The organism is Streptomyces sp. NPDC051913, from assembly GCF_044593635.1.
Taxonomy (GTDB): Bacteria; Actinomycetota; Actinomycetes; order Streptomycetales; family Streptomycetaceae; genus Streptomyces.
In genome coordinates this window covers 939,500-952,053 of the sequence record NZ_JBIUCI010000001.1, presented here as the reverse complement: position 1 = coordinate 952,053, position 12,554 = coordinate 939,500, and the positions used below count along the sequence as shown (strand labels likewise).

General features: G+C 70.3%; 14 protein-coding genes and 3 tRNA genes. 13 read left to right on the top strand and 4 right to left on the bottom strand.

Annotated elements, in window-relative coordinates; translation table 11 throughout:
- Positions 1–2: 2 nt before the first annotated feature.
- The 4 genes from ACIHIX_RS04435 (at position 3) to ACIHIX_RS04420 (ending at position 4,561) form a co-directional block, all read left to right on the top strand.
- Entirely contained in the window at positions 3–1,577 is a 1,575-nt protein-coding gene (locus tag ACIHIX_RS04435) for an NADH-quinone oxidoreductase subunit M (protein ID WP_399949511.1), read from the top strand.
- On the top strand, positions 1,574–3,106 hold the full coding sequence (locus ACIHIX_RS04430) for an NADH-quinone oxidoreductase subunit N (protein ID WP_399949509.1): 1,533 nt from the start codon (positions 1,574–1,576) through the stop codon (positions 3,104–3,106). The genes ACIHIX_RS04435 and ACIHIX_RS04430 overlap by 4 nt, the downstream gene beginning before the upstream one ends.
- A gap of 196 nt (positions 3,107–3,302) precedes the next feature.
- Positions 3,303–4,166, top strand: a complete 864-nt coding sequence (htpX, locus tag ACIHIX_RS04425; protein WP_399949507.1) for a zinc metalloprotease HtpX — start codon at positions 3,303–3,305, stop codon at positions 4,164–4,166.
- The gene (locus ACIHIX_RS04420; RefSeq protein ID WP_399949505.1) at positions 4,163–4,561 is read left to right on the top strand and encodes a YccF domain-containing protein; all 399 of its coding nucleotides are present in this window, start codon (positions 4,163–4,165) and stop codon (positions 4,559–4,561) included. The genes htpX and ACIHIX_RS04420 overlap by 4 nt, the downstream gene beginning before the upstream one ends.
- Before the next feature lie 417 nt (positions 4,562–4,978).
- On the opposite strand, the gene ACIHIX_RS04415 is transcribed toward ACIHIX_RS04420, so the two are convergent.
- Positions 4,979–6,247, bottom strand: coding sequence for an APC family permease (locus ACIHIX_RS04415; RefSeq protein WP_399949503.1), 1,269 nt, complete (start codon positions 6,245–6,247; stop codon positions 4,979–4,981).
- Positions 6,248–6,444: 197 nt separating this feature from the next.
- On the opposite strand from ACIHIX_RS04415, the gene ACIHIX_RS04410 reads away from it, so the two are divergent.
- Positions 6,445–6,711, top strand: coding sequence for a GlsB/YeaQ/YmgE family stress response membrane protein (locus ACIHIX_RS04410; RefSeq protein ID WP_329335875.1), 267 nt, complete (start codon positions 6,445–6,447; stop codon positions 6,709–6,711).
- 123 nt (positions 6,712–6,834) lie between these two features.
- On the opposite strand, the gene ACIHIX_RS04405 is transcribed toward ACIHIX_RS04410, so the two are convergent.
- The gene (locus tag ACIHIX_RS04405; RefSeq protein WP_399949501.1) at positions 6,835–7,323 is read right to left on the bottom strand and encodes a YajQ family cyclic di-GMP-binding protein; all 489 of its coding nucleotides are present in this window, start codon (positions 7,321–7,323) and stop codon (positions 6,835–6,837) included.
- Positions 7,324–7,571: 248 nt separating this feature from the next.
- Here ACIHIX_RS04405 and ACIHIX_RS04400 point away from each other — a divergent pair.
- A tRNA-Tyr gene (locus tag ACIHIX_RS04400) sits at positions 7,572–7,653 on the top strand.
- A 138-nt stretch (positions 7,654–7,791) separates the two neighbouring features.
- Positions 7,792–8,004 (top strand): hypothetical protein, encoded by a 213-nt coding sequence (locus ACIHIX_RS04395; protein ID WP_329335872.1) that lies wholly within the window; start codon positions 7,792–7,794, stop codon positions 8,002–8,004.
- Between the two features lie 82 nt (positions 8,005–8,086).
- Here ACIHIX_RS04395 and ACIHIX_RS04390 read toward each other — a convergent pair whose 3' ends face one another.
- Together ACIHIX_RS04390 and ACIHIX_RS04385 are read right to left on the bottom strand one after the other, a co-directional pair.
- The gene (locus tag ACIHIX_RS04390) at positions 8,087–8,743 is read right to left on the bottom strand and encodes an NAD(P)H-binding protein (RefSeq protein WP_399949499.1); all 657 of its coding nucleotides are present in this window, start codon (positions 8,741–8,743) and stop codon (positions 8,087–8,089) included.
- A 174-nt stretch (positions 8,744–8,917) separates the two neighbouring features.
- A complete protein-coding gene (locus ACIHIX_RS04385; RefSeq protein WP_399949497.1) occupies positions 8,918–10,174 on the bottom strand; it encodes an amidohydrolase family protein in 1,257 nt (418 codons plus the stop codon).
- Positions 10,175–10,411: 237 nt separating this feature from the next.
- Between ACIHIX_RS04385 and ACIHIX_RS04380 the strand changes: the two genes are divergently transcribed.
- The 6 genes from ACIHIX_RS04380 (at position 10,412) to ACIHIX_RS04355 (ending at position 12,550) form a co-directional block, all read left to right on the top strand.
- Positions 10,412–10,484, top strand: a tRNA-Thr gene (locus ACIHIX_RS04380).
- Positions 10,485–10,530: 46 nt separating this feature from the next.
- A tRNA-Met gene (locus ACIHIX_RS04375) sits at positions 10,531–10,603 on the top strand.
- 90 nt (positions 10,604–10,693) lie between these two features.
- A complete protein-coding gene (gene rpmG / locus ACIHIX_RS04370) occupies positions 10,694–10,858 on the top strand; it encodes a 50S ribosomal protein L33 (RefSeq protein ID WP_018834916.1) in 165 nt (54 codons plus the stop codon).
- Between the two features lie 117 nt (positions 10,859–10,975).
- The gene (locus ACIHIX_RS04365) at positions 10,976–11,428 is read left to right on the top strand and encodes a MaoC family dehydratase N-terminal domain-containing protein (protein WP_329335866.1); all 453 of its coding nucleotides are present in this window, start codon (positions 10,976–10,978) and stop codon (positions 11,426–11,428) included.
- A gap of 8 nt (positions 11,429–11,436) precedes the next feature.
- Positions 11,437–11,865: a MaoC family dehydratase gene (locus ACIHIX_RS04360; RefSeq protein ID WP_399949495.1), complete on the top strand. Its 429-nt coding sequence runs from the start codon at positions 11,437–11,439 to the stop codon at positions 11,863–11,865.
- A 115-nt stretch (positions 11,866–11,980) separates the two neighbouring features.
- Complete coding sequence (locus ACIHIX_RS04355) at positions 11,981–12,550, top strand: TetR/AcrR family transcriptional regulator (RefSeq protein WP_399949493.1); 570 nt, start codon at positions 11,981–11,983, stop codon at positions 12,548–12,550.
- The last annotated feature ends 4 nt before the right edge of the window (positions 12,551–12,554 follow it).

Below are 12,554 nucleotides of genomic sequence, written 5' to 3'. Positions count from 1 at the left end.
GCGTGATCGATATCAACGAGTCCGTGATGCAGTTCCTTCTGGCGTTCGTCGTCGTCGGCCCGCTCCTCGGTGCCGTCGCCGCCCTCCTGCCGGCCCCGCCCGGGCTGAAGGGGAAGTCGCCCGAGCAGGCCGTACTCCGGCACGGCGTGACCGTCACCGGCGTGATCCTCGTGGCCGCGATCGTCCTCGCGCTCGGCTTCGACCACGACCATCCGTCGAAGATGCAGGCCACGACCGACATCAGCTGGATCCCCGCACTCGACGTGCGCATCCACCTCGGCATCGACGGCATCTCCCTCCCCCTTCTGGTCCTGACCGCGCTGCTGACCTTCCTCTGCGCGCTCTACTCGTACTTCAAGATGCCCTCGGGCCCGACCCCGAAGGCCTTCGTCGCCCTGCTGCTCGTCCTCGAGTCCGGCACCCTCGCGACCTTCGCCGTCCTCGATCTGCTGCTGTTCTTCCTGGCCTTCGAGACGGTGCTCATCCCGATGTACTTCCTCATCGCCCGCTGGGGCGGTCAGGACCGCACCCGGGCAGCCTGGCGATTCATCCTGTACACGCTGCTCGGTTCGGTCGTCATGCTGCTGGGCCTGCTCCTGATCGGAATCAAGGCGGGCACGTTCGACATGGTGGCACTCGCCACTGACAACGGCCGGTCGCTGACCACATCCGTGCAGGTCATCGCCGTACTGGCGATCGGGATCGGGCTCGCGGTCAAGACCCCGATGTGGCCGCTGCACAGCTGGCTGCCCGACGCCCACACCGCCGCGCCGACCGTCGGCTCGGTCCTGCTGGCCGGCGTCCTGCTGAAGATGGGCACGTACGGGTTCGTACGGATCCTGCTGCCGATCGCGCCCGACGGTTTCGCCGACTTCGCGCCCTACCTCGCCGCCTTCGCCGTCGTCGGGATCATCTACGGATCCCTGGCCTGCCTGGCGCTCGCCAAGCAGGGCGCGAAAGGCGACCTCAAGCGCCTCATCGCCTACTCGTCCGTCGGCCACATGGGCTTCGTCCTCCTCGGCATCGCCACGATGACCCCGACCGGCGTCAACGGCGCCCTGTTCGCCAACATCGCCCACGGCCTCATCACCGGCCTGCTCTTCTTCCTGGTCGGCGCGCTCAAGGACCGCACGGGCACCACCGACCTCGACGCCCTCGCCGAACAGACCGGCGCCGCGCTCTACGGCAAGGCACCGCGCCTCGGCGGCCTGCTCGCGTTCGCCGCGGTCGCCTCCCTCGGCCTCCCCGGACTCGCCGGGTTCTGGGGCGAGATGCTGGCCCTGTTCGGCGCGTTCGACCCCGCCGACGACCTCAGCCGCCCCGCGTTCCTGACCTTCATGGCGATCGCGGCCTTCGGCACCCTCCTCACGGCCGCGTACCTCCTCGCCGTGGTCCGCCGCGTCTGCATGGGCCCCGTACCCCAGGACGCGCCGGAACTCGCCGACGTCCACACGTACGAGTTCGCGGCCTGGACACCGCTCGTCGCCCTCACCGTCGTAGCCGGCCTGTGGCCCAAGGCCCTCCTGGGCCTGACCGACCCGGCCGTGCAGCAGCTCCTCGCAGGAGGCACCCGATGAGCTCCCTGGCCGCCGCGGCCCAGCCGTTGGCCGCGAACCTCGTCCAGTCCGTCGACTGGCTCGCCATCGCACCGCCGACCATCGCGGCGGTCGTCGGCCTCGTGGTCCTCGTCGCGGACCTGTTCGTCGGCGACGCGAGGAAGGCGCTGCTCGGCTGGCTGTCCATCGCGGGCCTGGCCGCCTCCACGGCGATGCTCCTGCCCCTCCTGGACGGCGACCGCGCGACCTTCTGCCTGACCGGCGCCACCGACGTGTGCAGCTACACCGCGGACCGCTTCACCCTCGTGCTCCAACTCCTGGTGCTCGGCGGCGCCCTGCTGGCCGCCCTCCTGTCGGTCACCACCCTGAAGGACGCCGACAAGGGACTCCCCGAAGGGGAGTACTGGTTCCTGCTGCTCTCCTCTGCCGCCGGCGCCGCCCTGCTTCCCGCCTCCCGCGACCTCGCCACCCTGATCGTCGCCCTGGAGGTCGCCTCCCTGCCGGCCTTCGCCCTCGTGGGCCTGCGCCAAGGCGACCGAAAGTCCTCCGAAGCGGCCCTGAAGTTCTTCCTCTCCTCGGTCACCGCGACCGCGGTCAGCCTCATGGGCATCAGCTTCGTGTACGCCTCCACAGGCACCCTCTACCTCACCCAGATCGCCGACCGCATTCAGCACGTCGACGGCCAGCTCCACACCCTCACCCAGACCGGCGTGGTCCTCACCCTCATCGGCTTCGCCTTCAAGACGGCCGCCGTGCCCTTCCACTTCTGGGTCCCGGACACCTACGTAGGAGCCCCGCTGCCCATCGCCGCCTACTTGTCGGTCGTCGGCAAGGCGGTCGGCTTCTCCGGCCTGATCCTCCTCACCGTCGTGGCCCTCCCGTCGTACGCCGACGTCTGGGGCCCGGCACTGGCCGCACTGGCCGCCCTCACGATGACCGTCGGCAACGTCGGCGCCCTGCGACAGCAGGCCACGCGCGCGTACAGCGCCGTACGCCTCCTCGCCTGGTCCTCCGTCGGCCAGGCCGGCTACCTCCTGGTGCCGATCGCCGCCGCTGCCTACTCCGACGACGCCGAGCACTCCATCGGCTCCACCGTCGCCTACGCCCTCATGTACGCCGCCGTGAACCTCGGCGCCTTCGCCGTGGCCGCGGTCGTGGGCCGTACGAAGTCCCGCAACCGCATCAGCGACTACCGGGGCCTGTACGCCTCCAACCCCCTCGCCGCGCTCCTCCTGGCGTTCTTCCTGCTCTGTCTCGCAGGACTCCCGCCGGGCATCATCGGTCTCTTCGCCAAGGTCACCGTCTTCTCCGCCGCCGTCGACGCCGGACTCGGCTGGCTCGCGGTGGTCATGGCCGTCAACGTCGTGATCGCGCTGTTCTACTACCTCCAGTGGACGGCCCTGCTGTTCCGCGCACCCGAGGGTGAAGCCGTACGCCACAGGGTCCCCGCGCCCCTCACCGCCGCACTCGCCCTCACCGGCGTCCTCGGCATCGCCCTCTCGGGCGCGCCCCAACTGGTCCTGCGCTTCGCCGACACCGGACTCTTCTGAGGGCACGCACCACCGCACGACCAGGCCGCTTCCGGGCCCTCACCCGGACGGCTCACGCCCCGCCCCGCACGCACAAGGGAACTAGCGGCTCTCGCCTGGCGTTGACCAGAACGGGAGGGTCCACTGGACATACACCAGAAGGACCGCAGATCAGCAAGCAAAGGGTTCCCCTGCTGCACGACTTGGAGGGCGTACCGTGCACCGCCGGCACAACGGGCTCAGGACCGCAGTACTCCTCGGGGGACTGTCCGCACTCATCATCGTCATCGGCAGTTTCTTCGGCCGCATGGGGCTCGTCGTCGCGGTCCTGGTCGCTCTGGGGACGAACGCGTACGCGTACTGGAACAGCGACAAACTCGCGCTACGCGCGATGCGCGCCCGTCCGGTCAGCGAGTTCGAGGCCCCGGCGCTGTACCGCATGGTCCGAGAACTCTCCACCCAGGCCCGCCAGCCCATGCCGCGCCTGTACATCTCCCCGACGGAGGCACCGAACGCGTTCGCGACGGGCCGCAACCCGCGCAACGCCGCGGTGTGCTGCACCGAAGGCATCCTGCGCCTCCTCGACGAGCGGGAACTGCGTGGCGTCATCGGCCACGAGCTCAGTCATGTCTACAACCGCGACATCCTGATCTCGTCGGTCGCCGGCGCCCTCGCCTCCGTGATCATGTTCCTCGTCAACTTCGCCTGGCTGATCCCGGTCGGCCGCTCCAACGACGACGACGGCCCCGGCATCCTGGGCATGCTGCTCATCATGATTCTCGGCCCGCTCGCTGCTTCCGTCATCCAGCTGGCCATCAGCCGCTCGCGTGAATACGAGGCGGACGCGTCCGGCGCCCAGCTCACCGGCGACCCGCTGGCCCTGGCCAGCGCCCTGCGCAAGCTCGAGACCGGCACCAAGCAGCTCCCGCTGCCCCCGGAGCCCCGCATCGAGACCGCGAGCCACATGATGATCGCCAACCCCTTCCGCCCGGGCCAGGGGCTCTCCAAGATGTTCTCCACGCACCCGCCCATGGCGGACCGCATCGCCCGTCTCGAGAAGATGGCAGGACGCCACCAGTGAAGACAATCCTGAACGTCATATGGCTCGTCCTGAGCGGCTTCTGGCTGTTCCTCGGCTACTTGGCCGCCGGCGTGCTGCTGTGCATCACGATCATCGGCATCCCGTTCGGCATCGCAGCGTTCCGTATCGGCGTGTACGCCCTGTGGCCCTTCGGGTACACGACGGTCGAACGCCGCGACGCCGGTGCCCCGTCCTGCGTGGGCAACGTCCTGTGGCTGATCCTCGCCGGCTGGTGGCTGGCCCTCGCCCACATCGTCACCGGCGTGCTGCTGTGCATCACGATCATCGGCATCCCGTTCGGCATCGCCAACTTCAAGCTGATCCCGGTGTCGCTGCTCCCGCTGGGCCGCGAAATCGTGTCCACCGACAGGCCGTTCGCGTCCTCGGGCTGGTAGAGCCGCGGTTCTCCACAGCCCGGCGGCTATCAACAGCGCGGAGTTGTCCACAGCCCGGCGGTTGTCCACAGGGCTGCCCCGCCTGTCGGTGCCGGGCCGCATCATGAACGCATGACCGCACACGAGCAGCTGCGGGCACAGAGGGCAGCCGGCACGAGCAACGCCCGCCCATGGGCCCGCACTTCACCAGAGTCCCAGAGCCAGGCCCGAGGCCACACCGGCCCGGTACGACCCCGCCCGGCGAACATATCCACCGTCCCGCGCATCACCACGGCCTGAGGCACATCGCGACGCCGCCTACCGCGACGTGCCCCCGCACCCGCACCCGCACTCGCACTCGCACCCGCACTCGCACCCGCGCCTACCGCGACGCGCCCTCACCCGTTCGCTCACCGCGACGCGCCCTCAGCCGTTCGCTCACCGCGACGCAGCCCCCACCCGCCGCCGTACGCCGTACGCGACCACCCCCACGACCAGCACACCCGCGCCCACGACCACCGAGACCCCCGGCAGCGCGAACGCCAGCACCACGCACCCGAGCAGCCCGACCGCCGGCACCACCCGCGCCGCCGGGGCCGAACCGAGCGTCCACGCGGAGGCGTTGGCCACCGCGTAGTACGCCAGCACACCGAAGGAGGAGAACCCGATCGCGCCCCGCACGTCCACCGTGGCGGCCAGGACCGCGACCACCGCGCCCACGGCCAGCTCCGCCCGGTGCGGCACCTGGAAACGCGGGTGCACGGCCGCCAGCGCGCCGGGCAGATGCCGGTCACGAGCCATGGCCAGTGTCGTCCGCGAGACGCCCAGGATCAGGGCGAGCAGCGAGCCCAGCGCGGCCACGGCGGCGCCGACCCGCACCACCGGCACCCACCCGGACACACCGGCCGCCCGCACCGCGTCGGTCAGCGGTGCGTCCGCCTGCCCGAGCCCCTCAGCCCCCAGTACGGAGAGGACAGCCACCGCCACGCACGCGTAGACGGCCAGCGCGATACCCAGGGCCAGCGGGATCGCGCGGGGGATGGTGCGCGCGGGATCCCGCACCTCCTCGCCGAGAGTCGCGATCCGCGCGTATCCCGCGAACGCGAAGAACAGCAGACCTGCGGCCTCCAGAACGCCGCCCACACCGCCCGAGGCACCGCTGCCCAGTCGCCCGGCATCGGCGGCCGCCGACCCCAGACACACCACCACGACGGAAGCGAGGACAGCGAGCACGACCGCCACGATCACCCGCGTGAGCAGCGCGGACTTCTGAACACCGCCGTAGTTCACCGCGGTCAGCGCCACGACCGCCGCGACGGCCACGGCGTGTGCCTGCCCCGGCCAGACGTACGTGCCCACCGTCAACGCCATCGCCGCACACGAGGCCGTCTTCCCGACCACGAACGACCAGCCCGCGAGATAACCCCAGAAAGGACCGAGCCGCTCCCGCCCGTACACGTACGTGCCGCCGGAAGCCGGATACAGCGCGGCCAGCCGCGCCGAGGAGGTGGCGTTGCAGTAGGCGACCACCGCGGCGACCGCCAGCCCGACCAGCACCCCGGAACCCGCCGCGCGCGCCGCGGGCCCCAGGGCGGCGAAGATGCCGGCCCCGACCATCGAACCCAGCCCGATGACCACGGCGTCGCCCACGCCCAGGGTGCGCCGCAGCTCGGAGCCGGGACCTGGACCTGCGTCGGAAGGTGACATGAGCCGCACCCTACTGAGCAGTGCAACCGACCGGTGGACGCGTGACGTCCTCCTCATCAACACGGCACGAACTCACGCTGCCACCACGGCGGCGACGCGGAACGCACGCGCGCACCCGTCCTGGCGCACAGTCGGCCCGGACGAAGATCACAGGGCCGGAACAGTGCGGGCACAGCACGGAAGGGCAGGTTCAGGGCATGAGCATCATCGGTTGGATCATCCTGGGGCTTCTGGCCGGAGCCATCGCCAAGTTCCTGCTGCCGGGCCGCGACCCGGGCGGCTTCGTCGGTACGACCCTCATCGGCATCGCGGGCGCGTTCATCGGCGGCTGGATCTCGGCGCGCTGGCTGGACCACCCCGTCACCAAGGACTTCTACGACGGCACCACATGGGCCGCGGCGATCGGAGGCTCACTGGTCCTCCTGATCGGTTACCGCATCCTGTTCGGCAACTCGCGCGACTGATCGACCCCCGAACCGCAGCCAGCAGGCGAGAAGGGTGGGCACCGGCCAGGTGCCCACCCTTCCTCGTACGGCACGCCACCGGCCGTGAACCGGTCCGGGCACACGCCGTGAACCAGCCGTGGACTACCGGTAGTTCACGAACTGCAGGGCGAAGTCGAAGTCCTTGCCCTTGAGCAGGGCGATGATGGTCTGAAGGTCGTCGCGGCTCTTGGAGCTGACGCGCAGTTCCTCACCCTGGACCTGGGCCTTCACGCCCTTCGGGCCCTCGTCGCGGATGATCTTCGCCACCTTCTTCGCGTTCTCCTGGGAGATGCCCTCCTCGATCGACGCGAAGATCTTGTACTCCTTGCCGGACAGCTGAGGCTCGCCGGCGTCCAGGGCCTTCAGCGAGATACCGCGCTTGATCAGCTTGGACTGGAAGACGTCGAGAACGGCATTCACCCGGTCCTCGGAGTTCGCCTCCATCAGGATCTTCTCGCCGGACCACGAGATGGAGGCTCCGACGCCCTTGAAGTCGTAGCGCTGGGAGATCTCCTTGGCGGTCTGATTGAGGGCGTTGTCGACCTCCTGCCGCTCGACCTTCGAGACGATGTCGAAACTGGAGTCGGCCATGTCCTGTGGCTCCTTGTATCGGGGTGCGTATCGGGGTGCGTACCGGGTGCGGTTCGGCGGGCGTGGGGCTGCCCTGGGGCTGCCGCCGAGCCGGGCACAGTTCCCGGTCCGCATCCGGACAAGCCTAGCCACCTCGCGTCCCCCGAGCGCTGATCAATCGAGTGGCGAAGCACCCCGCTCCATCGGGTATTGTTTACGTCGTTGCCACGGAGCACCGCCGAAAAGCGGTTCGAAGGGCAGCGAAACCCGGCGGTGTGCCCGAGCGGCCAAAGGGAGCAGACTGTAAATCTGCCGGCTTCGCCTTCCCAGGTTCGAATCCTGGCGCCGCCACATGAAGGCAGACCCCCTCCCCGCTGCGGAAACGCAGCGAGGAGGGGGTCTCTTCGTATGGCCGGGTGCTGTGTCGAAGACGGGTGGTGATGTGCCTCACGATGTGGGGTGACAGCGCCCCCGGGGCACACTGACCCCATGTCCAGCCGTCGCAGAAGCTGCCCCGAATGTCAGCGTGAGATCGCCGTGGTCGCCGGGCGCTTCGCGCGGCACGATCCGCCCGGGGCCCGGGAGAACGGCGAGCTCACCTCCTGCGTGGGCTCGCGTCGGCAGGCCCAACTGGGGGCCGCGCAACCCGCGTTGGACGGCTACGCCGTTCCCGAGTTCCCCGGCCAGATGCCGCTGTTCTGAGCCCGCCCCGCGAGCCCGCCCCGCCGGCCCGCCCCGCGCAAGGTGAGCCCGCCCCGCGCGAGGTGAGCCCACCGGCGCGCTCTCAGTTCCCGGCCACCGACTTCACCGCCACCGAAACCGGTGTCGACCCGCCGACCAGTTCCAGGGTCAGGCCGGCCGTCGCCGGTGTCTCCAGCAACTCCGCGAGCACGGCGGCCACGTCGTCCCGCGGGATCGGCCCGCGGCCCGTGTGGGCCTCCAGGCGGACGAGCCCGGTACCGGCGTCGTTCGTCAGCTGGCCCGGGCGCAGGATCGTCCAGTCCAGGGCGTCGAGGCCGCGGACGTACGCGTCGGCCTCACCCTTGGCGCGCAGGTAGACGTCGAAGATGTCGTCGCCCTGATGCGCGGGGTCGGCGCCCATCGACGACACGACCACATGGCGTCGTACCCGAGCCCGGACCGCCGCGTCCGCGAACAGCACCGCGGCGCCCTTGTCCACCGTGTCCTTGCGGGTCGCCCCACTGCCCGGCCCTGCACCCGCCGCGAAGACCGCCGCGTCCGCGCCCTGCAGGTGGGCCGCGACCTCCTCGACGGACGCCGACTCCAGGTCGAGCAGCACCGGTTCGGCTCCGGCCTCCCGCAGGGCGTCACCCTGTTCCGCCTTGCGGATGATGCCCGCGACCTCGTTCCCACGCACGGCGAGCAGCCGCTCCAGCCGCAACGCGATCTGTCCATGACCACCAGCGATGACAATGCGCATGTCTTCGACCGTACGCCCGTACGACGTCATCCGCCGTACGGACCGCACCCGCCGCACCGGCCACGCGGACCTCACGGAACGACGCGGCACGCAGAGCCCCTTCCGTGCCCTCCCGCCGTACGACGTGCCCTCCCGCCGTACGACTAGAGCCCCGCCCCGGCGAGTTGAGCCCGCCTACGACACGTCCCCCCGCCCCTGCCGAGGCAACCCCAGCTCCACAGCCGCCGCCGAGTCGCAGAACTCCCGTACCGCGCTGGTCCGCGCCACCACACGCCCCCGGTGCACGACGATGCGGCTGTACGCGAGCGACAGAGCCCCCGCCAGCCGTTCCCCGCGCACCGCGAGCAGTTCGGCCGGGAAACCCGCCTCCACGCGCACCTCGGGCAGCCCCAGGACGGCCCGCGCGGACGTGCTGACGGCGTCGTACGCGTCCTCCGGTCGCAGGCCGTACCGGGAGGCCAGGAGGTAGGCGGCCTCCAGCGGGTCACCACGCCCCACCGGGTTGGACACGTCCCGCAGCGCGCCGCTGCCGGCGGCCACCCGCACGCCGGCGGCGCGCAGCAGCCGTACGGGAACCGTGCCGCGCCGCTCCACGCCCCCGCAGCCGCCCTGCGGCAGGCATACGACCGTCAGGCCGGCCGCGGCGATCTGGTCGGCGGTGCGGGAGGCGACGTCGGAGGGCAGCCGGCCGAGGCTGCCGCAGGGGCTGAGGGTGACACCGGGGCGCAGCCCGCCGGCCATGGCGGCGAGGCGGGACAGGCGGGCGGGATCGGAGGCGTCGGTGTGGAGGTCGACGGGGCAGCCGTGTTCGGAGGCCACGTCGAGGACCGCCTGGACATAGCCGGTCGGATCCGGGTCGAGGTCGGGGCAGCCGCCGACCACCGAGGCGCCCATCTTCACCGCGTCCCGCAGTATCGCGAGCCCCTCGGCCCCGGCCGCACCGGTCAGCAGCCGTGGCATCGCCACCGTGGTCAGCTCGGTGAGCCCGCGCAGCGAGCGCCGGGCCTGGAGTACGGCGGCCAGGGCGCCCAGCCCCTGTACGTCGCCCACGCGCACGTGGGCGCGCAACGCGGTGGCCCCGTGCCCGAGTTGCAGCAGCGCGGCCTCGGTCGCCCGGCGCTGGACGTCCTGGGGGTCGTACGAGACCGGTCCGTCGGTGTCGTCGGAGAGCGCGGTGTCGCCGTGGGCGTGCGGCTCGACCGGGGCCGGGAGGAGCAGATAGCCGCCGAGGTCCACGCGCGCCCCGCACGCGCGTGTGCCGTCCGCCGCCAGGCTGCCCGCCGTGCCGACCGCCTCGATGCGCCCGCCGCCGAGCCGTACGTCCACGGTCCGGCCGTCGGTCAGCCGGGCCCCGCACAACAGCAGTGAGGTCGGGTCGGAGGCGCCGGACGAGGACGACGAGGGGGGCGGCTGCGGCTGGCTGTCGGGCATCGCGCTCCAGGGGCTCACGGGGCTGCGTACAGCGGGGACGCAAGATCACGCAGAGTGAGTCGAGCCTAGGGCGGTGATCCGCTCACGGCGCGGAGGAGCGCAATAGTCGTACCGGTGTGGTCCGCCGTACGGGAGGGGTCTCGGAGGCTGGTGGGGACGGCGTCGGAGCGGTCTCGGACGGGGCCTCGAAACGGATTTGGGTGAACGGCTGCGGACCGTGTAATGTCTTCATCGCTCGCCCCAATAGCTCAGTCGGTAGAGCGTCTCCATGGTAAGGAGAAGGTCTACGGTTCGATTCCGTATTGGGGCTCTGGTGGGTGAGGTTCCCGTCGCGAGACGGGACCTGATCCCATCAAAGCGGTGTAGCTCAGTCGGTAGAGCAAGCGGCTCATAATCGCTGTGTCACCGGTTCAAGTCCGGTCACCGCTACTGACAGTAGCCGATTGTGGGGTCGGTCCTTCGATCGGCTACTCTTCTTTGCGTTAAATCAGTCCTATCCGTTCGTCAAGGAGCACTCCTGTGGCTGCCACCGACGTCCGCCCGAAGATCACGCTGGCCTGCGTGGAGTGCAAGGAGCGGAACTACATCACCAAGAAGAACCGGCGTAACAACCCGGATCGCATGGAGATGAAGAAGCACTGCCCGCGTTGCAACGCGCACACCGCGCACCGCGAGACGCGATAAATCAGGCTCGTACGCGAGGCCGCCCCCAGTAGTCAGGGGGGCGGCCTCGCGTCGTTCTCAGGCCACTACCGGCCAGTACCAGCCAAGTACCGGCGATCAGCAGGAGGTGCCGAGCCCATGGCGCTCGACCAGTCCTTCGTGGGGCGGACCTACCCGCCCACCGAGCCCTATGAGGTGGGCCGGGAGAAGATCCGTGAGTTCGCGGAGGCCGTGGGGGACAGCAACCCGGCGTACACCGACCCGGACGCGGCCAAGGCGCTCGGGCACCCTGACGTGATCGCGCCGCCGACCTTCGTCTTCGCGATCACCTTCAAGGCCGCGGGCCAGGTCGTCGCCGACCCGCAACTGGGCCTGGACTACAGCCGTGTCGTGCACGGCGACCAGAAGTTCGCCTACAGCCGCCCCGTCCGCGCCGGTGACCGCCTCACGGTCACCTCGACCATCGAGGCGATCAAGTCCCTCGCGGGCAACGACATCGTGGACATCCGCGGCGAGGTCCATGACGAGGCCGGCGAGCACGTCGTGACCGCCCTGACCAAGCTGGTCGCCCGCGCGGCAGAGGAGGCGTGAGGAAGAACATGACGGCGAAGATCGCATACGACGACGTCGAGGTCGGCACCGAACTGCCGGCCCGGACCTTCCCCGTGACCCGGGCCACGCTCGTCCAGTACGCGGGCGCGTCGGGGGACTTCAACCCGATCCACTGGAACGAGAGGTTCGCCAAGGAGGTCGGGCTGCCGGACGTCATCGCGCACGGCATGTTCACCATGGCCGAGGCGATCCGCGTGGTGACGGACTGGGTCGGCGACCCGGGTGCCGTCGCCGAGTACGGCGTCCGCTTCACCAAGCCCGTCGTCGTCCCCAACGACGACCAGGGCGCCGTCATCGAGGTCAGCGGCAAGGTCGCGGCCAAGCTCGACGACAACACGGTCCGCGTGGACCTGACCGCGACCAGCGCCGGGCAGAAGGTGCTGGGGATGTCGCGAGCGGTCGTACGGCTGGCCTGAAGCGCAGGTGAAGTAAGGGGCGCCCGCCCTTGCGGGGCGCCCCTTACTCGTTGTCCGCGCGGGTGGGGCGCGGGGCCTCTTGACTTAGTTAGTGATTGAGTACTAACTTACTGGCATGGCCAGGATGAGCGCAGAGGAGAGGCGCGAGAGCGTGATCCGCGCGGCGACGATCGAATTCGCCCGCGGCGGTTACCACGGCACCTCGACCGAGGCGATCGCCAAGCGGGTCGGGGTCTCGCAGCCGTATCTCTTCCGGCTCTTCCCGGGCAAGAAGGCGATCTTTCTGGCGGTCTCGGAGCGGTGTGTGGAGGACACGATCCGCACCTTCGAGGAGGCTGCCGAAGGCCTGCACGGCGAAGAGGCCCTGCATGCCATGGCGAACGCGTACACCAGGGTCATCGCGGAGCATCCGGAGCGGCTGCGGATGCAGATGCAGATGTACCTCGCCGTGGGCGCGGCCGAGGAGGAGGGCGACCACGAGTTCGGGGCGGCGGTGCGTGAGGGCTGGATGCGGCTGTGGGACACGGTCCATCTGCCCCTGGGAGCCGACGTCGGCGAGACGACGGTCTTCCTGGCGTACGGGATGCTCATCAACTGCCTGGTCGCGATGGGGTTTCCGCCCGAACACCGGGTGTGGGAGGGCATGTATCCGTCGGCGCGGCTGAAGGGCCGGCTGGAGAAGTGAAGCG